This window comes from Vibrio kasasachensis, assembly GCF_050337565.1.
Classification (GTDB): Bacteria; Pseudomonadota; Gammaproteobacteria; order Enterobacterales; family Vibrionaceae; genus Vibrio; species Vibrio kasasachensis.
Window position 1 is genome coordinate 15145 of the sequence record NZ_JAKJTB010000018.1, and the last position, 20129, is coordinate 35273.

General features: G+C 43.2%; 18 protein-coding genes. 9 read left to right on the forward strand and 9 right to left on the reverse strand.

The annotated features are described in order from the left end of the window. Positions 1–7: 7 nt before the first annotated feature. On the reverse strand, positions 8–940 hold the full coding sequence (locus L4C38_RS15030) for a LysR family transcriptional regulator (protein WP_428798375.1): 933 nt from the start codon (positions 938–940) through the stop codon (positions 8–10). A gap of 152 nt (positions 941–1092) precedes the next feature. Here L4C38_RS15030 and L4C38_RS15035 point away from each other — a divergent pair, with 152 nt between their 5' ends. From L4C38_RS15035 to gabT, 6 genes are all read left to right on the forward strand, one after another. After that, positions 1093–2532: an NAD-dependent succinate-semialdehyde dehydrogenase gene (locus L4C38_RS15035; RefSeq protein ID WP_428798485.1), complete on the forward strand. Its 1440-nt coding sequence runs from the start codon at positions 1093–1095 to the stop codon at positions 2530–2532. Between the two features lie 331 nt (positions 2533–2863). Beyond that, the gene (locus tag L4C38_RS15040; RefSeq protein WP_428798376.1) at positions 2864–3898 is read left to right on the forward strand and encodes a TRAP transporter substrate-binding protein; all 1035 of its coding nucleotides are present in this window, start codon (positions 2864–2866) and stop codon (positions 3896–3898) included. A 131-nt stretch (positions 3899–4029) separates the two neighbouring features. Continuing rightward, positions 4030–4608 carry a TRAP transporter small permease subunit gene (locus tag L4C38_RS15045; protein ID WP_428798377.1) on the forward strand — a complete coding sequence of 193 codons (579 nt, stop codon included), beginning with the start codon at positions 4030–4032 and terminating at the stop codon, positions 4606–4608. After that, positions 4605–5927, forward strand: coding sequence for a TRAP transporter large permease (locus tag L4C38_RS15050; RefSeq protein WP_428798378.1), 1323 nt, complete (start codon positions 4605–4607; stop codon positions 5925–5927). The genes L4C38_RS15045 and L4C38_RS15050 overlap by 4 nt, the downstream gene beginning before the upstream one ends. A 1-nt stretch (position 5928) precedes the next feature. Beyond that, positions 5929–6363, forward strand: coding sequence for a universal stress protein (locus L4C38_RS15055; RefSeq protein WP_428798379.1), 435 nt, complete (start codon positions 5929–5931; stop codon positions 6361–6363). A gap of 145 nt (positions 6364–6508) precedes the next feature. Then, entirely contained in the window at positions 6509–7780 is a 1272-nt protein-coding gene (gene gabT, locus L4C38_RS15060) for a 4-aminobutyrate--2-oxoglutarate transaminase (RefSeq protein ID WP_428798380.1), read from the forward strand. 194 nt (positions 7781–7974) lie between these two features. Here the strand turns inward: gabT and L4C38_RS15065 are convergent, their stop codons facing one another. Then, positions 7975–8472, reverse strand: coding sequence for a hypothetical protein (locus tag L4C38_RS15065; RefSeq protein ID WP_428798381.1), 498 nt, complete (start codon positions 8470–8472; stop codon positions 7975–7977). Beyond that, a complete protein-coding gene (locus L4C38_RS15070) occupies positions 8469–8804 on the reverse strand; it encodes a DUF805 domain-containing protein (RefSeq protein ID WP_428798486.1) in 336 nt (111 codons plus the stop codon). Before L4C38_RS15070 ends, L4C38_RS15065 begins: the two co-directional genes overlap by 4 nt. A gap of 184 nt (positions 8805–8988) precedes the next feature. On the opposite strand from L4C38_RS15070, the gene L4C38_RS15075 reads away from it, so the two are divergent. The 3 genes from L4C38_RS15075 (at position 8989) to L4C38_RS15085 (ending at position 11818) form a co-directional block, all read left to right on the forward strand. Further along, positions 8989–10032, forward strand: coding sequence for a helix-turn-helix domain-containing protein (locus L4C38_RS15075; RefSeq protein WP_428798382.1), 1044 nt, complete (start codon positions 8989–8991; stop codon positions 10030–10032). A gap of 72 nt (positions 10033–10104) precedes the next feature. Continuing rightward, positions 10105–10527 (forward strand): DUF3010 family protein, encoded by a 423-nt coding sequence (locus L4C38_RS15080; protein WP_428798383.1) that lies wholly within the window; start codon positions 10105–10107, stop codon positions 10525–10527. A gap of 424 nt (positions 10528–10951) precedes the next feature. After that, entirely contained in the window at positions 10952–11818 is an 867-nt protein-coding gene (locus tag L4C38_RS15085; protein WP_428798384.1) for a helix-turn-helix domain-containing protein, read from the forward strand. Positions 11819–11830: 12 nt separating this feature from the next. On the opposite strand, the gene L4C38_RS15090 is transcribed toward L4C38_RS15085, so the two are convergent. The 6 genes from L4C38_RS15090 to L4C38_RS15115 all read right to left on the reverse strand — a co-directional run bounded on the left by L4C38_RS15090 (position 11831) and on the right by L4C38_RS15115 (position 19878). Further along, entirely contained in the window at positions 11831–12850 is a 1020-nt protein-coding gene (locus L4C38_RS15090; RefSeq protein WP_428798385.1) for a Gfo/Idh/MocA family protein, read from the reverse strand. Between the two features lie 184 nt (positions 12851–13034). Beyond that, entirely contained in the window at positions 13035–13658 is a 624-nt protein-coding gene (locus L4C38_RS15095; RefSeq protein WP_428798386.1) for a class I SAM-dependent DNA methyltransferase, read from the reverse strand. Between the two features lie 133 nt (positions 13659–13791). Further along, positions 13792–15453, reverse strand: a complete 1662-nt coding sequence (locus L4C38_RS15100; protein WP_428798387.1) for an ABC transporter ATP-binding protein/permease — start codon at positions 15451–15453, stop codon at positions 13792–13794. Positions 15454–15506: 53 nt separating this feature from the next. Further along, on the reverse strand, positions 15507–17441 hold the full coding sequence (locus tag L4C38_RS15105; protein ID WP_428798388.1) for a TonB-dependent receptor domain-containing protein: 1935 nt from the start codon (positions 17439–17441) through the stop codon (positions 15507–15509). A gap of 584 nt (positions 17442–18025) precedes the next feature. Further along, positions 18026–18217, reverse strand: coding sequence for a YwbE family protein (locus tag L4C38_RS15110; protein WP_428798389.1), 192 nt, complete (start codon positions 18215–18217; stop codon positions 18026–18028). 368 nt (positions 18218–18585) lie between these two features. Continuing rightward, the gene (locus L4C38_RS15115) at positions 18586–19878 is read right to left on the reverse strand and encodes a DEAD/DEAH box helicase (protein ID WP_428798390.1); all 1293 of its coding nucleotides are present in this window, start codon (positions 19876–19878) and stop codon (positions 18586–18588) included. Positions 19879–20129 lie beyond the last annotated feature (251 nt).

Sequence of the window (20129 nt, forward strand, 5' to 3'; positions counted from 1 at the left end):
TCTTAAATTATTCGTTCTGCTTACGGTAGTAATCACGCATGGTTTTGACAAACAGTGAGCGAACTTTATTAACAGCGTTGGTCTTTTTGGTGATCGCCATTATTTCGAGGTGGTAGTAACGGCGAGAAGGCGCTATCGCGATCAACTCACCCGATTCGACATAAGGTTTCGCTTGGTGCTCGGGCAAATAACCAATAAACCGCGAAGAGAGCAACAGCGCCATTCGCGACTCATAGTTGTACGCCGTCGCTTTTAGGTTCATGTTCGCCAAATGACCGTTGATGCGCTCTTGGGTTTTTAGCCCAGCGTAAGCGACAGGGAACCCATCAATCACTTCATCAGTCAGTTCGGTGTCCGCTAGCTGAGATAATGGATTATCGACACTCGCGTAGAGGTAACAGATATCGGTATAAATGTATTCATATTCCAATCCATCGAGTGCTCGATGAAAGGGAATAAAGCCAATATCAGCCTCATCTTGCATCACCATTCTTTCGATCTCTGTCATTCGAGACACTTCTGCTGTTAAGTAAACCTCCTTGGCGATACTTGAAAAATTACGGATGACCTCGGGAATGCTGGCTCTTGGATCTAAGCTGATGTTGTCACTAAAGAGGATCGTTAGGCTTCCGGATAGTTGAATATCTAAGTGATTGATGGTGTGTCTAAAATCGTCAAGCTCTCCAAGCAATTTGACGGTTGCTTCATACACTACTGTGCCTTCTTCGGTTAAAGCGAATCCAGAGCGCCCCCGGCGGCAGAGAATTAGGTTTAATCGAGACTCCAAGTTGGAAATATGAATGCTGATGGTGGAGCGACTGATATTGAGTTCTGTTTCAGCCGCGGAGAAACCGCCGCAATCTGCGACGACTTTGAAGATCTTGAGTTGCTTTATTTCGTAGTCACCAATTTGACCGACAGGCGAAGGATTTTTCGTCATTGTTTTAGGCTCATAAAACTTCATGTTTATTGGGGAATATTTATCTCCCCAACGCATTGTTATAATTTTGTTGTATCTTTTGATGATTATGCGCGATTTTGATTTTTTAATCTTTGACGTTGTTAATGTTTATAACAGTAGGAATTTAAGTGATGAGAGATTTGGTCTTATCCCGTAGCTTGATCAATGGAGAATGGGTCGACGCTATTGACGGGAAGCAGGTAAATATAGTTAACCCATCCACTGGCGCTATTATTACTGCCGTACCCGATATGGGTAAGGAAGAATCAGAAGCCGCTGTTGTTGCAGCACATAACGCTTTTCAAGATTGGCGTAAAACCACCGCCAAACACCGCGCTGGTTTACTTAAGAAATGGTTTGATTTGATGGTTGAAAACGCTGATGGTCTGGCGAAACTGCTTACATCTGAGCAAGGCAAACCTTACAAAGAAGCCTACGGGGAAGTAATGTACGGCGCTTCATTTATTGAGTGGTTTGCTGAAGAAGCCAAGCGCATGTATGGCGATGTAATTCCGGCGGCTAACCCAAACAATCGTTACATGACCATTAAACAACCCGTGGGTGTGGTGAGTGCGATCACGCCTTGGAATTTCCCCGTTGCGATGATCACCCGTAAAGCGGCGCCTGCTTTGGCTGCTGGGTGTACTGTGGTGATTAAGCCGGGGGAAGATACGCCGTTATGTGCGTTGGCGATGGCACTGCTGGCGGAGAAAGCCGGTATTCCTAAAGGGGTGATTAACGTCGTGACAACCTCTCGCCCAGCAGAAGTGGGCGATGTGCTGTGCAGACACCCTCTGGTTCGCAAGGTTTCGTTTACGGGTTCAACCCCAGTTGGCAAGCTGATTCTGCGTCAAGCGTCTGATACGGTGAAGAAAGTGTCCCTTGAGCTTGGCGGCAATGCGCCGTTTATTGTGTTTGAAGATGCTGATATCGATAAAGCAGTACAAGGCGCATTGATCTCCAAATATCGCAATGCAGGGCAAACTTGTGTGTGCAGCAATCGACTTTACATCCACGATGCCGTTTACGAGCAGTTTTTAGAAAAATTCACTCAAGCTGTTAACGATCTAAAGATTGGTGATGGCTTGGTAGAGGGCGTAGAGATAGGCCCTCTAATTAATCAAAAAGCGATTGATAAAGTGGGTTTGTTGGTAGAAAAAGCTGTCGAGCAAGGTGCAAAGCTGACGTTAGGTGGCCATGTATCGGATGCTGGGGCTCAGTTTTACCAGCCAACAATTTTAACCGATGTGACGGAAGAGATGGAAATTGCTCACCAAGAACTGTTTGGCCCGGTTTCGACTATCTTCCGTTTCAATGATGAAGATGATGTCATTCGCCGTGCCAACGACACGCCATTTGGTTTAGCTGCGTACTTCTATACCCAAGACCACAGCCGAGTATGGAGAGTGAGTGAAGCGCTAGAGTACGGCATTGTTGGCATCAATGAAGGTATTATTTCGACAGAAGTCGCCCCGTTTGGTGGGGTGAAGGAGTCGGGATGTGGCCGTGAAGGTTCCAAGTACGGTATTGATGATTATCTAGAGATCAAATATTTATGTCATGGTATATAAATCCGTTATTCCCTATGCCTTTTGTAGTTTAGATACATTTGGACATGTCGACCCTGAAGAGTGAGTCCTTCCAGACGCTTTAGGGCACATGATTTTAGCAGCACGACATGTGCTGCTTTTTTTCGTCTGGATTTGAGCAATTTGTAGAAAAATGGCTAACAGATGTTGAAAGGTTGAGCGCAGTAAAACTTTAGGTGGAGAAATACGAATTTAATGAATGTAAACAAAATGTAATTGTTTATAACACAGTGACAACGAGGAAGTGACACGTCACATCAATACTGTTACTGGCATAGCCAGAGCAAGCAGGAATACATCAAGGAGATAATTCATGTTTAAAACCCTAAGTAAGCTAAGCAAAAGAAGTCTAACGAAAAAGGTAGCGGCATACGCATTGGCGTTTTCGAGCACTTTCTTTACCGCATCTCAGGCTTTTGCTGCTGAGCACAACTGGCGATTTGTAAACCTATATTCACGCGGAACTGCCTACGGCGAAGTGTACAAAAGCTTTGCGGATAATATCGTGGCAATGTCGAATGGTCGTATTTCTGTTCAAGTAATGTATGCCGGCGAAGGTGTTGGCCAAACAGGCGTACTTGGCTCGGTCAAATCAGGATTGATGACAATGGGCGCACCTTTCCAACCAATGCATGCGGGTGAATTCCCTGCTGGCGTGGTGGAAGTTGGTTTGCCAGGTATGACGGATGATGTGGGTGAATTAAGCGCATTGTTCCATGAAAAAGGTTGGGGCGAAGTACTAGAAGAAGCCTACGACAAACAAAACCTAGTTTGGCTAGAACCCTACATCCAGTTACCAGTTTATGTTCTTACTAAAGAGCCAATTAACTCAATTGAAGATTTTGAAGGTCTGAAGATTCGTGCTCCTGGCGCCTACGGTAAGTTCTTACGTAACTTAGGTGCATCGCCAGCCTCTTTGTCTTGGAGTGAAATCTACACCAGCCTGGCAACGGGTGTTATCGATGGCTCTATCGGCAGTAACATCATCGATCACCGTGATGGTAACCACGTAGAAGTGGCGAAGTACATGTACCGTCTACCAATTGCTGGCGCTCAAGCATTACCAATCGTTGTAAACAAGAGTGCTTGGAACAAGCTACCAGACGATTTACAAGCGATTGTACGCGCGGCAAGTGCGGTTCATGCTCGTGAGCAGATGACGAAATCACGCCTATGGGAATCTCAAGCGATTGCTGACATGGAATCTAAAGGCATGAAATGGAGCCCAGAGCCAAGTGCGGCAGATGTGGCTACATGGAATGGTGCAGCGGACTCATTATGGACTGAATACGCGGACTCGGATAAGTACAGCCAGCGTCTAATTAAGATTGTACAAGATACCCAATAATCATTTCACATTTGGGCATATATGGCGAGTTAGCCTAGTTAAAATCAAAACTAAGATTTTGAATTAATTATTAAATTGGAAATAGGGGGGCGTTTCCCCCTTTTCTTTTCATGCAGCCAAGGATGAAGTGTATGTTAAGTAAGATATTGAGGGCTTATTGCCGAGGAATTAATCGCTTAGTGTATTGGATTGGCTTTTCTGCATCGGTATTAATGCCGCTTCTTGCAGCGACAGTCGCCTTTGAAGTCTTTTCTCGTTATGTGCTTGGTGAACCAACCATCTGGGCTTATGACGTATCACTTTTCTTATTTGGTTATATCGCTGCGCTTGGCGGTGCTCTAGCTCAACAGAACAAAGCACATATCAATGTCGATGTGCTTTACCTTTCGGTATCAATGCGAGTGCGTTCGTTTTTTAATCTAGTTTCATACTCTTTGGCAATATTCTTCCTTTCAGTGGTGTTGATGATGGCATTCGGGAAGTTTGAAGAAGCGATTGAGTTTAACTATCGACGCCAATCTGAGTGGGCTCCATCAATGGCGCATTTTTGGATGATGATGATGGTCGCCTCTGGTGCTTTTATCGTTCAGTTTACCAGCGACGTTGTACAAGATCTTTATTACCTATTTACTGGCAAAACGCTGATTGAGCAAGAGCCAGAAGAGAGCGAGCAACAAGACACGCTGATTGAGCAAGCGGGGGATGTATGAGTATTGAAGTTCTAACGTTGTTATTGATTGGCTGTATTTTATTTTGTTTTGCTTTGGGCGCGCCCGTTGGGCTCGCGCTAGGTGGCATTGCGATGGGAATGGGGTATCTGACTTGGGGAGAAGGGATATTTAACCTAGTACCGACAACGATTGAGAGTAATTTCTTTAGCTTCATACTGTTAGCCATCCCGTTGTATATCTATATGGGGCAGTTATTAACTCGCTCTGGTATTGGCGATGCGATGTTTAATGCCAGCCAAATGGTGATTGGACGTTTGAGAGGCTCGCTGGCGATCAGTGTGATCGGCGTGTGTTCTATGATTGGTGCAATGGTGGGCATTATCGGTGCTGGCATCATGACCTCAGGCAGTATTGCACTGAAACCGATGCTTGAGCGCGGGTACGATAAGCGTCTTGCACTTGGCGTAATTATGGCCGGTGGTGGTCTAGGTATTCTAATTCCACCAAGTATTCCAATGATCATGTACGCGGCAACCACGCAAAATTCCGTTGGGCGTATGTTTTTGGCGGCGATTATTCCAGCGCTTATTTCCATTACGCTGTTAGTTAGCTATGTCATCATCAGTTGTAAGCTAAATCCAAACCGAGCGCCGCTTGGCACGGGTATTGAAAGTAAAATGACAGGTAAAGAGAAGGTTAGAACCGCGCGTGACGGGCTATTTTCTTTGCTACTCATCGTTGCTGTATTGGGCAGTATCATCACGGGTATCGCAACGCCAACGGAGTCTGGTGCTATAGGCGTTGTTGGCGCTATTTTCTTAGCGGTTATTTTTAAGCGTTTTCGTTTTGAAATGTTTAAATCATCGGGCTTTGAAACGGCGATGCTAGTGAGTGTGTCGATGTGGATTATTCTCGGCGCATCGCTGTTTAGTAATTTCCACATGCTCAGTGGCGTGCAAACTATGGTGGCGCAAATCACCCAAGATCTTGGGTTGCCTCCGCTTGGCGTAATCATCTTGCTTCAGGTCATCATGCTATTACTCGGTTTTATTATTGATGAGCTAATCATTGTTTTGATGTGCGCACCCTTGTTCGCTCCAATCGCTATATCTCTCGGCTATGACCCTATTTGGTTTGGCATCTTGATGATCTTAAACATTGAGATTGCGGTGCAAACCCCTCCCTACGGTTTTGCATTGTTCTATCTAAAAGGAATAGCTCCGCCGGGAGTCAGCATGATGGATATCTACCGATCTATTTTGCCATTTATCTTACTTAAGCTATGCGTACTGGTGATGTGTATGTTGTTCCCTGAAGTAGTGCTGTGGCTGCCTAACAAAGTGATGGGAGTAAATTGATATGAGTTTACAGCGTATTTTAATGCCCGTTGACCTCGCTTACATAGAAGTGGTGAGAAGAGAAGTGAAGCTTGCGTTAAAGCTGATTGCTGAGAATGGCGTGATTGACATGCTTTACGTTGATGAAGCTAGAGTTCATCGCAGCATGGTGCCTACGGCATCGGGAACGGCTTTCTCAGCTCAGCATCAAAGTGCGTTTGATAGCGTGCAAACCATGTTAGAGCAGTTAGTGCCTAAAGCGCATCGCGGTAAAAGTATTGTACGTTGTGGCGTGGTATTTGATGAGGTGGTGTTGCAAGCCAAACAATCAAAAGCTGATGCAATAGTCATGGCATCGGCAAAGCCAAGGCTACGCTCTTATTTACTTGGCTCTAATGCAGCAAAAATTGTGCGCCATTCACCTTGCTCAGTGTTTGTGGTGAAAGAAGATCAATAATAATTACCGGTAGGCAAAGCGCAGTAAATAACGCGATGCAACGGGTTAAGTCAGTGCTCTGTTAATCAAGAGACATCTGGAAATATCTTAGCCAAGAGAGTGGAATCTTGGTGAACGCAAAAGCAATAAACTCAAGGAAAAGATGATGACCAACCAACAACTGCACCAAAGAAGAAGCCAAGTCATTGCTAAAGGCATGGGCGCACTGTATCCACTTTATGTTGAGAAAGCAGAGAACGCTCATATATGGGATGTAGAAGGGACACAATATATTGATTTTGCAGCGGGAATAGCCGTAACTAACACGGGTCATTCAAACAAACGTATCAGTGAAGCTGTTAAAGCGCAGTTAGATAACTTCTCTCACACGTGTGCGTTGGTCACGCCATATGCTTCATTTATTGAATTGGCAGAGAAGCTAACACAAGTTACTCCCGGTGAAACGGATAAGAAAGCCGTCTTTCTGACGACGGGGGCGGAAGCGGTTGAAAATGCGATAAAAATTGCTCGTGCGCACACAGGGCGTAGTGGTGCTATTGCCTTTAAAGGTGGTTTCCATGGCCGTACGAATTTGACTATGGGTCTCACTGGTAAAGTGGCGGCATACAAAGCAGACTTTGGTCCGTTCCCGAGTGAAATTTTCCATGCTCCTTATCCGAATGAATATCATGGGATCAGCGTTGAGCAAAGTCTCCAAGCGTTAGAAGACTTATTTGCCTGTGATATTGAACCTTCACGTGTTGCGGCAATTATTTTCGAACCAGTTCAAGGCGAAGGTGGCTTCTATCAAGCGCCAGCAGAATTTGCGCAAGGCTTACGTGAGATGTGTGATAAACATGGGATCATGCTGATTGCCGATGAAATTCAATCCGGCTTTGCTCGTACAGGAAAAATGTTTGCAACAGATCACTTGGGTATCGAACCGGATATGATTACGATGGCGAAAGGCATCGCTGGTGGTTTCCCATTGTCTGCTGTAGTTGGTAAATCAGAGGTTATGGATTCCGCGGCACCTGGTGGGTTAGGGGGTACTTACGCAGGTTCTCCTTTGGCTTGTGTTGCTGCGCTAGAAGTACTTAAAATTATTGAAGAAGATGATTTATGTGCCAAAGCGATGGGGATCGGTGAGGTAGTTCATGCACGTATGACGAAGTTACAAAAATCCGTTCCAGTTATTGGCGATGTTCGTACGACGGGCGCGATGATGGCGATCGAATTTACCGATCCTCAATCAGGGCAACCTTTAGCTGATTTAACCAAAACCATCGTTAGTAAGGCACAAGAAAACGGTCTAATTTTGCTTTCTTGTGGTGTTAAATCCAATGTAATTCGTCTGCTGCCACCACTAACAATCGAACAAGAAGTGTTAAGTGAAGGTTTAGATAGATTAGAGAAAATCATTTTAGAAGTGGTTTAGCTTAACGCCACATCGATAGGTTTCTCAAACAAGGGGTTAGTGTAAGAGCTAACCCCTTGTTATCTATTGAGAGGAAAAAACGGTCTATACCCGTCATACTTGAAATTGCAGCGGTGTTGGCTGTGTTCGTGCGTCCCAATCACATAGTTCACCTATGCTCAGGGGACTTTCTTACTTGCCGCCTACCTGCACCTTCAAGTTTCTTGGGTATAAAGGCAATTTGGTTTTGGTTTGTCGCTCATGAACCAAGAGAACCATCGCCTTTTCGAATTAAGAACAAAACCCTCTTCAGCACCTATACCTTTTACAATCAGCCCATCTGTTTTAGTGTCGTTTTTCCGTGTTGTAAAATGCCAATCTTGTTGGCGTATCCTTTCTCCTTGCATTAACGCATCGTTAAGCTGCTGGCTCATCACCACGATGGTTAAGCCTTCGGTATTCTCAATACCCAACCCAGAATCGGCGATATTACCCACGACAACAGGAACGAGAATGGTACATGTATCCATGTTTTCAGTGGTTGTTGTATAACGGGCTTCTCCAATTCGTCCTTTCAACCAAAAGAGCTGGCCTTGTGTCATGCTGTCGACAGATACAACACCAAAAGCGCCTATAGGTAACTCGGTTGAGGCATGGCTAAATATTGAGATAAAAGCAGAGAAAAAAATACTTAGAAACACGCTGTTTTTCATGCTGAAACCTCCACATTTTGGTGGGTGCTAGTCGGTTGAATCAACAAATACACCAACCAAAAAGGTCCAATTGCTGGGATGAAAAAAACCAGCCCCCAATAGCCAGACTTGGCGATATCATGCAATCGTCTGGCAATTGCACTAAGCATTGGAACAAAACTCACGACACCGTAAATAGCGTCAAACCACGTTGTTGAACCCATAACGATATCTAGTGAGATACATACAATAGTTACCAACATATGTATCAAAAAAAACATCCAAAACTCTTCACGGGACGAGCACCCTGAAAAATCTGCACCTCGCTTCCAAGCAAGAAAATAGAACGACATAAAACCACCTCCGTATTTGATGAGAGATGGCATATTGCGATGGATTAAAGGGATATACGCCCTTAAACGGGTTTTAGGTCGTCCTAAAACTGACATTTGTCCTTCTTTGGGTTTTAATTGTATTTCAAATAGTTATCCTGAACATGGTTCAAATCAGTATCGATTTATTTATCTAGGATCTTTTATGCTCGCGATTCCCGTCCCATTCGTCGTCTCTATGTTGCTCGGATTGTTGGCTGTAGCACTTTATGTACGATTTTCGCAGCAAGCTAAGCTCGCTTGTGTGTTTTTAGGGCTATGTGCCGTAACCACGGCAATGGTGGGTTTACGTTGGAGTTTTGAACTCGGCGCGTTCAGTATCGCGCAACCAATCTTGGCTTCCGTCATTCCTATCGCGGCTTGGTATACTTTTGCGCACGCAAGTCAGGAGCATGGCTTTTTACCAACTAAACATTTCATGGCGCCCTTAGTCGTCATTTTTAGCGCGATTACTCAACCGTGGTTGGCACTTCCACTCGATGGAATTCTTACCTTAATTTATGTCGGTTACGGAATGGCATTAATCCGCATTTCCACTAAACAAACGCTACTGATTAATGTCTCATTGGGAAGCTGGGAAGGCGTAAAAAAAGCAGAGAGTATTGCTGGGTGGACGCTAATATTTTCAGCGCTTATTGATACATTGGTATCTATCGATTTTATGTTTAACCAAGGAGAACTGGCGCTCTATATTCTCACGACGGCGCATATGATTCTTCTACCAGTTTTATCGATTGCTGTGACGGTTGTTGGCATCAACACGCCTATTTTGGAAGAGACTCAACCAGAGAAGGAGGCTAGCAAGCCGAAGGAAAGTAGTACGGTAACAATGACCAAGGAAGTGGCGCTAGAGATCACCGCGTTGCTGGATACTAAGATCCGCCGAGACTCTCTTTACCTTGATCCAGAACTGACGCTTGCCAAATTGACACGTAAGTTAGGTGTGCCGGCGAAACAGATTTCAATTGCGGTGAATCAAGTACATAAAAAGAACATTTCGAAACTGCTCAATGAGTACCGGATCGATCATGCTAAACACGCTTTGATGACATCGCAAGACAGCATTACCCAAATTTTCATGAATTCTGGCTTTCAGACTAAATCCAACTTTAATCGCGAGTTTTCAAGAATTGCGGGAATGACACCAAGTGAATATAGGAAGAGCAGCATTCAACACATCAGAAAATAGCATTAACCTCGTGCTGGTGCATCAAGCCAACGCACCGTATAATTACAGGTTCATCAATGACAAGGTAATGAAATGAAAATTTGTGGTGTTGAACTTAGTGGTAATGATGCAATTATAAGCCTTCTATCACTGTCTGATGGGGTGTTTACGATTCCTGATTGCCGAGTGGCTAAGCTATCCATAAGCGATGCAAACGACACTCAAAAAATGAAAGACTTTCAGTTTTCGTTTGCTAAATTGATGCAAGATTACCAGATCGATGGTGTGGTGATCCGTCAGCGTCAGGCAAAAGGTAAATTTGCTGGTGGTGCGGTCGGTTTTAAATTGGAAGCAGCTATTCAATTGATCGAGGGCCTTTCGGTCAGAGTCGTTGAGGCGACCGAAATCAAAGAGCGCTTGAAACGAAACCCACTTTCGGTACCGTTTAAAGAAACGGGTCTAAAGCAATATCAAGAGCCAGCGTTTCTTGTTGCTTACGCATGCATCATGAATTAAAACGGGCGATGGTTGCTGCCCGAGGGCGCTATCCCTAAGTAATAAGTTATAAAAAGGACACCTTAATAATGGTGTCCTTTTTATTTAACTAAATAGTCAAAGAAGTACTGCAAGAAGACCTACTCTAAATCGCTTTTCATCTCATTAGGTGAACGGTAACCATAATATTTCCACAAATCTTTGTTCGAAATACGATACTCGTAAACGATTTCTCTAATCCACATTTTGCGGGTATTGGTAATGAGCTGATGAATGTTTGTCATAAATTTATTCATAGTATCGTCCTGATGTTGATTCGTTAGTAATACTCTAACTTCAGGTATTACCTTGCAGGAGTCGCATATGTTTATGTGGTAGTACTATTCGCTTATATTTTGCTGTTATAGTAGCCTGTCGATATCTAATAAGTACTTTATGGATGAATATGAAGGGTAAGTTGGAACGTGTACCTCAGCGCATAGGCGCTTCTTGGCGCTATAAAAAAATACTTGAACCATGCAAGAGTTATGGTTGGCACAGGCATAACGAATACGAAATTGCCATTCATCGCAACTTTACGGGGCACTACTTTGTGGGGCATTACAATAGTGAACTCTATCATAATCATATGATTTTGATGGGGCCGGGGTTGCCTCACGCTATTTATTCTGACTCTACCGATCACTCAAATATAAAAGAAACACATGTTATATGGTTTCGAAAGCAGTGGATTAACTCATTGATTAATGACTGCCACGAATTGAAACCATTAAGTGCATTGCTGGAAGACGCTGGCAGTGGGTTAGAGTTTTCAACAGAGACGGCAGAACAAGTGGTTAGTCTATTGTCGAATGTATTAGAGTTGACTCCAGCAAAACAACTCGCGACTTTGATGACAATCTTTGCTCTATTACTTGAGGATAACCATACTGTCCGGCTGATTAATTCAACGGCAATGATAACTAGCCTAGGACAAAGTCGGGCTAATGAAAACATTGAAAAAACCGAGGCGTATTTGCTGGCTCATTTTAATGAAAAAATATCACTGAGCCACCTTGCCAAGCACTTGTTCCTTAGTGAAAGTAGCGTGCGCAGATTGTTTTCAAAGCACTTTAATGAGAGTTTTAGTCAGCATCTCAAGAAAATCCGTCTTAACATGGCCTGCGATATGCTCGTCAATACCGACCTTCCGGTAAGTATAATTTTTGAGAAGGTAGGGTACGAAAATCAAGCAAATTTTAATCGTCAATTTAAAGCTTACAAGCGAGTGACTCCGAACGGCTATCGTTCAGAAATGAAGCGCTTTCGGTAAGGTGAGTTTGTTTTAGTTAAACTTATCCTTACCTGATGAACGAAGCAAATACTGAAAGCCATTTTCCATCAAGCTTGTTTCCATGACGGAAATTACTTGTCGACTGGTCTCGTGACGAACGATATCGGATTGAAATTTACTATTGAGGATGAGTGAGGATACATGCTCAATCTCATATTCAAATCCACCACCTCTTGTTGGCGTTATTATTTTTTGCTTCTTACCTAAATATGAAATATCGATGGTTTTAGGATTCCACCACTTGTCATGAATAATGATTTCAAGCTCAGGGCCTTTAATTATCGCTTCGCGCTTTAGGTTTTGGGTAATAGAGGCGCAGATTTTGCCTTTGATTTCTCCATCGAAAACAAATTCAACATTTTCGTCCACTTCGGACTCGGCATTATCTTTATGGTAGTTCACCGAGGGCTTTAATATTGAGGTTTTCGTGAGGTGGCATAAATCGGCATATAGCCATAAAGCGTATACACCGACATCCAAAGTAGCTCCACCACATAAATTTGGGTTGAATATTTGTTGATTTGTATCGAATGCATGCCAGTTACCAAAGGAAGCGTCGACTGAGTCGATTTTCACATTGTTTTCTTGAATAAACTGCCGCAATGCTTGGTATGCGGGAAAGGTGACGGACTTCATTCCCTCGATTAACAGTAATCCTTTCTCTTTGGCGAGAGCAGACATCTCATCCCAGTCTTCTATGTTGGTAAAAGCAGGCTTTTCAACCAAGACATGTTTGCCGTGAGTTAAAAACAATTCAACCATGTTTTTGTGTAAAGGATGAATGGTAGCGATGTAGACAACATTAACAATTTGGTCCTCTGCTAGAGCCTGATAAGACGCATAACTGTGTTGGCAGTGGTATTGCTCGGCAAACTCATCGGCACGCTGTTGATCTCTTGCCGCAACAGCATAAAGTTCAGATTTTTCCGCATGTTGCGTCAGATCTCTCGCGAAGCGATGGGCTATTTTACCCAATCCAGCAATACCCCAATGAACCTTGTTGCTACTCATATTAAGACTTAATTAATTGAAACATTTAGTTGATACTATCGTTTGATGGTGCCAACCGTCAATCGCGTGGGGTGAACTTATAGAGGCGTGCCAGCGATGATTATCGCTGGCACTTTCTGGGGGGGGGGCGATCAATTAAAGAGCGAATACCTTACATGCGGTAGTAGGTTGTTGATGTAACGGCTTACGGCGTTGGTTCAATCTGTAATATCATCTGGGTTAGGACATTTGAACCAATTCCCAATCGATCAATGATATGAACTAATGAAAGTGGTAAGTATTTAGTAAGTGAATAGATCGGAAACTTATAAAGTAACTGTTTACTATATTTATTTTTGTATACGACACTATGCATTTTTGATAAATCGCGAAATATTGAGGTGGTGTTTTCACTATTTACATCGACTATCCAAATGAATCCACCTTGGTTTAACCTCTCTGTAATATTTTTCAAAACAACGAGTTGGTCTTGCTCTGAAAACTGAGCCATAGCGGTCGTTAGTATAACCAGATCAAACTTTTCACCGGTTTGAATCGGTTGCAATAAGTCTTGGGTGAAATAGTTAATGCTGTTGTGTTTCTCTTTACATGAATCGATGCAATTCTCATCTATATCGCATCCAAATATAGTATGAGGTTCGAAGTGTTCAGCTAACTCTCGAGTAAGGCTTCCAAAACCACAGCCAGCATCTAATATTTTGAGCTTTTCCAGTGGTGTTATTGCGTCTATTGCTCTAAATCCTCGAACAAACTCTCGCCTAAACATTAAGTCAATGTACAAATGCGCTTCTTGAGTCCAATGAAACATGTTCCGTTTCTTCATATTGTGCCTTCAAATTCTAGTGGTTTACTAAATATCCCTGTCATACTTGAAGTTGCAGCGGTGTTGGCTGTGTTCGTGCGCCCCAATCACATAGTTCACCTATGCTCAGGGGACTTTCTTACTTGCCGCCTACCTGCATCTTCAAGTTTCTTGGGTATAGATCCTTTGTCCATTCGTTATGAGCAATACAAATAAGCCCTGCACTAGGGAGCGCCGAGAAGATATTATTTGTGATTGCTTTTGCAGTGCATTCATCAATGGCACTAAAAGCCTCATCGAGAATGAGCCAGCGAGGATTTAATAAAAAACATTTTGCAAGTTTTAGGCGCTGGCGTTCTCCACCAGACAACTGTTGCTGCCACTCTTCAACCGTATCTAAGCGCTCGGAAAAGCTCGAAAGGTTGACCATGTGCAAAGCCGAGATTAAGTGCTCATCATCAATTTCTATACTGTGCGGATAAGTTATCGCATCACGTAGCTTGATTGCTGGAATATAATCACGTTGAGATATAACGAGGAGACTATCCGTTACTTCAATCGATCCATTAGCGTGGGGCCATAACCCCGTTATTGCCTTAATTAGAGATGTTTTTCCTGAGCCAGATGGCGCGTTAATATGACACCTTTCGCCACGTTTCATTTCCCAATTTGGGATACTTAGTAAGTGTTGCCCGGTTGGCGTGAATAGGTCTAAATCTTTAATGATCAAGGCATTACAATTAGTGGATAATTCGAGGTTTTGACTGCTTTCATCGATGATACTTTCACGAACTTGTCCGATTCGATCCATTGTTGCGAACCATGACATTAATAAGTCGTACGAGTCGGAAAACCAGCTAATTGAGCCAACGACTTGAGAGAATGCAATTCTTATTTGCATATAACCGCCGAGATCTATTGCTCCGCTTAAAAATTTTGGAAGCGTTAGAAATAGTGGTGGCAGAAACATGCCCTGACCATAAAACAAGGTAAACAGACTGAAGCGACGATTTACTTTCATTGTCTCTTTAGCGTTGCTGTATATAGCTTCAAAAAAACGTTGAAGCCTTTTTTGCTCTGTGTTCCCAGCTTTGGCAAAGGCAATCGCTTCGTTATGTTCAGTAATTGTCATTACATGGCGGCGATAATCAGCTTCTACTTTCTCTCCTTGCCAGTTTAGGAATTTAAAACGTTTACCAACCAAACGAGCGCCTAAAAACCCCAAGATTGCATAAATAAATGCGCCGTATACTAAGTAACCCTCAATTGAAAAATAGTAGCCATGTAGTTCGAAATCTAAGGTGCCGGATAGATTCCAAAGGACAACAACAAAACTGCCCACTGTCATCACTGCATCAAGAAAACTGAAGAACAATGTGGTCGTTTCATTGGTGAATATCGAGATGTCAGCACTTATCCGCTGGTCAATGTTATCTATTTTGCTGTCACGATTAACGTGATAAAAGCGATTGTCTTTCAGCCATTTTTTTGTGTATGTTCTGGTCATCCATTCTCGCCAATGCAATTTCAGCCAAACGAGAAAGTATGTTCGGTTCGCACCGATTATAGCCATTGCCGATAATATGTAGATGAAGCGGTACACCTCATGCATGATTCGGTCATAGTCACGGCTTTCCAAAGCATTATAGAAAGTGGCATTCCATTCAGCGAAGTAAACACTTGAGTACGTCGTTAAGGAGGTTAATAGAAAGGTGATGGATAATAGTCCCCACCCCTTAAGACCTTCTTTGCTACGCCAATAAGGTGAAACAAGGCTGATGAGTAAATTGATTCTTGTCATAATAGAACCTAAAGAGCCTACGAACTTCGTAGGCTCTTTGTTGTTGTGGTTTGCTAGAAGTGGTACGCAGCGCCAATCATGTAGGTGCGTTCTTCTCCATCAATGCCTCTTTCTGTTTGGTATTCTGTATCGAATAGATTTCGCACACCGGCACTAAGTTCTAAGCCATTGTAACTGGCTTGAACTCGCAAACCTTGAACGGTGTAACCACTGATTCGTGAGCCAGATATCTCGGAAGAACTTGCTGATTTCGTAAGCCAAGTAGCAGCCATATTCAAAATGGGGAGGTGATAGGTAATCGCGGTGTTGAGGTTACGAGCATAGCGGTATTCAACATTCGCTTTTTTGTCTTTCATTTTTCGATAGTCGGTCGATGCTGAAAACGTCACATTATCCAGGCTGTAATTTAGTTCTAATTCCACACCAGATCGATTCGCTTTAGCAATATTAATGGTGGTATATTCCCTTCCCCCAGTAACTGGGTTAATGGTGAAAGTTGGGCTTGCTTCGATCATATCGTCAATATCTTGATCGAAATAGGTGAAGCGGAGGCTTCCATAATCACTTTCAGTAAATAGCCCAGAATTATGTAACCCAAAGCCAACTTCTCGATTAACGCTATTTTCTGGTTTCAGATCTGGGTTAGGTACGATAGCCATAAACGGTGAGAACTGAATTTCTGTGTACATCTCGTCAATAGAAGGGGCTCGAAAATCGCGGCTGTAATTTGCGTACAAAGCAAGCCAGTCGGTTGCGTCAATAGTTAACCCCAAGCTTGGGAGTGTCTTTTCTGTATTAACGCTAGTGGAACTAGTGCCATCCATGTTGTAGTTAACATAGCGCAGTGCACCAGTCGCGGTCACTATCCCCAAGTTCATCGTATCTTGAATAAATACACCGTACTCTTTACGCTGTCCGTTCGCATTGGCGAAGCTTTCTACTTCTCCGTTTACCCAGCCTTTTTGTTCGGTATCTAATGCGTTCAAGCCATAAGTAACCTCATGAGAGAATGAGTCAAGTTTAATGTAGTGGGTGTTTTGAGTATCAAACTGAAAGCGATCGACATTGCTCTCTTGTAGACCAGCAAGAGCGTTAGTCATAGCGGCTCTACGTTCAATTTTTGCGTAACTTATATTGGTTTTTAGATTAATATTATCGCCACGGTACAACTCATGAGTTAGTTGTATTGAGTCGTTGTCATAATTATCGGGCGCGACAACTGCACTCGTATATTCACGTTCTGAGTGTTTGAGGTTTAATTGCAGACGCTGGTCGTCATCAATGTTCATGCCAAATTTGCCAGCGAAATTACGGCTTTGGTTCTTGGTGTGTTTCGTTAGGTTATCTTCATTTAGTTCACTGTCATAACCGTCGGCTGTAATCAAATAGTCAAAGCTAGTGTCGGATGTGCGCCCGTAAATGCCGATACCATTATGAAATGCTTCATCTGATGAGTCGTAGCGGGTGCGAACAAAACCACCATGATTGTGATTGCCGCTCAATAAATCATCGACACTCTTGGTTCGAATAACAACAACACCGCCAATACCACCAGAGCCATAAAGAACCGATCCTCCGCCTTTGATGACTTCTATTTGCTTCACTAACAATGGGTCAATACTGAGCGGGTTACTGGCCATTCCTTTGTTGGTATCAACAGATTGATTTATGCCATCAACATTCAAAATTACTTGCCCACGGCTACCGCCACGTATAGAAACTTGGCCATAAGGACCACCAGTTGCCTCAACCCCTGCCATTCTATTCAGGGTTTCACTAATGTCTGTTGCTTGTTGGTTTTTGATATCTTCATCGCTGGCAACAGCAATCATTTGAGGTACATCGGTAATGTACTTGTCTGTTTTGGTAGCGGTAACGACAACCGTTTCGTAATTTCCGATATCTGGGGTATCAGTATCCGCAACGGCGATGTTGGTAAGAGAATTAGCTACAAAAACAGCGATTATAGAGAGCTTAAATCTTTTCATTAATTATCCGTAATATTTAAATGAATTAATACAGGTTATGAGGGTTGTATTGGAAGTGAACTGAGAATCACTTACATTCATGGTGGAGATATTAATGTAACCATCAATAGTAATGCAAATGATACTTAATATTATTTGCATTACTATTGATATTGATCGTAGTGGCGGGTTTGTTTTCTAATTCTTAGGTGAACTAAGTCTCAAAGGTAATATTGGAATATACCCGTCATACTTGAAGTTGCAGCGGTGTTGGCTGTGTTCGTGCGCCCCAATCACATAGTTCACCTATGCTCAGGGGACTTTCTTACTTGCCGCCTACCTGCATCTTCAGGTTTTTTGGGTATAGATCTAATTTATTCAGAGAGTTAGATGAAGGTGAGTGTCGAGATGCACTGATTTACAATAATAAATAAGCTGCTGAGAGGCGGCTTTAGTGGCTGTATTTGCTCGTTTAGTTTCAGGTGCTAATAGGGGATAGATATTTCGCTGGGTATGTAGCTGGTGGACTTAGTTGAATTTAAGGCGTAAATGAGAAGCACATTATCGCTTCTCATTGTGTTTGATGAAGGGCTTTAGATAATTGACTAATCGATCTCTTTCACGCGCCCAACATCACCATTTTGTAAGCGAACTTTAATTCCGTGTGGGTGGTTTGGCGACTTAGTTAAAATGTCTTTTACAACACCAGAGGTTAGTGTTCCGCTTCGCTGATCTTTTTTAAGGACAATTTTCACCTTTGATCCAGGCTGAATATTGGCTCGAATGGTTCCACTCATTGTCTCTACCTTATTGTTCTGTGTATACCCGCCATACTTGAAGTTGCAGCTGTGTTGGCTGTATTCGTGCGCCCCAATCACATCGTTCACCTATGCTCTGGGGACTTTCTTACTTGCCGCCTACCTGCATCTTCAAGTTAATTGGGTGTATCAGTGATTTGACGCTTCTCAAATCAAATTATATCTATCTACCAGTATACCCAAGTGACGCTAAGGTACTTGGGTATATATCCGTCATACTTGAAGTTGCAGCGGTGTTGGCTGTATTCGTGCGCCCCAATCACATAGTTCACCTATGCTCAGGGGGCTTTCTTACTTGCCGCCTACCTGCACCTTCAAGTTTCTTGGCTATACCATTAATGGTTTGGCTATGAATTTCTCAACCAAACATCTGAGGTATTAAGTGCTTTCTTCTTGCGCTTTTTCTTACCCGTGCCTTCAGGTTTAGCCATAGGCTTATTTGCTTCTAACATCTCTTGGGTAATGCTTTCATCGACTTCGAACCCTTCTACCTGTTCACGTTCGAGGCGGATTTTGTTCTTCTTCTCGATAACTTTGAAATGATGAAGGTCTTCATAATCAATCAGAGATAAGGCTAGGCCAACTTCGCCAGCACGACCACTTCGACCAATGCGGTGCATGTAATCTGATGGACTTCTTGGAAGATCAAAGTTGATCACCACTGGTAGTTTTTCAATATCTAAACCACGGGCAGCAATATCTGTTGCGATTAATACATCAATCTCACCTGATTTAAATGCATCAAGTATACGAGTACGGTAGCCTTGGCCTTTGTCACCATGAAATACATCTACTTCAATGCCGCGCTTGTACAGTTTATCGGCTAAGTGCTCACAACTATTTTTAGCGTTGACGAAAATCAGTGCCTGTCGCCATTGATGCTTTTTAATCAAATGCGCTAACACTGCGGTCTTTTCGCCTTTATTCACGTTAAAAACACGCTGTACTACAGTACTGGCATCATCACTTTGTAGCTGAACTTCAACAGGGTCGTTGAGTAACTCTTGAGTTAAAGCTTGTACTTGCTCTGGGAAGGTTGCAGAAAACAGCAGCGTCTGTTTTTGTTGTGGTAGTTTGCCCAATAATTCAGACAGTTCCTCAGTAAAGCCTAGGCTTAGCATTCGATCGGCTTCATCAAGTACTAAGGTTTTTACTCGATCAAGCTTAATCGCATTGCTTGAAATTAAATCGAGTAATCGACCTGGTGTCGCTACCAAAATATCGGTACCGCCACGCAAGGCAAGCATTTGAGTATTGGTAGAAACACCACCAAACACCGCTACGGTTTTAATTGCGCCGTTGAAGTGCGTAGCGTATGACTTCACGCTATCAGCAACTTGTTTAGCCAGTTCACGCGTTGGGACTAAAATCAGCCCAGTAACGTAGTTACCTTTGCTGCCTCTAGCGTACTCTGCTTCTTTTTTAGCAAAAATTGCCTGTAGCATTGGCAGTGCAAAAGCTGCCGTTTTACCCGATCCCGTATTTGCACCTGCAATTAAGTCACGCCCTGCTAACACACATGGAATAACTTGCGCTTGAATTGGTGTAGGTTGTTGATATTCCAGCTCTGTTAGCCGAGCTAACAAAGGTTGAATTAGGGCAAGTTCCGCAAAGGTGGTTGGCGTTGTGGCATTAGTCATTGGGTAATAAAGGCTCTAGCTAAAATAATGGCGTGCATCTTAGCGTATTTGAGTGCTGCGCAGTAGCACAATGATGAGCTTAATCGGTGAATTGCGCTCTTTGGTCTATACCCGTCATACTTGAAGTTGCAGCGGTGTTGGCTGTGTTCGTGCGCCTCAATCACATAGTTCACCTATGCTCAGGGGGCTTTCTTACTTGCCGCCTACCTGCATCTTCAAGTTTCTGGGTATATGCAGTGGCAAGGTTTAAT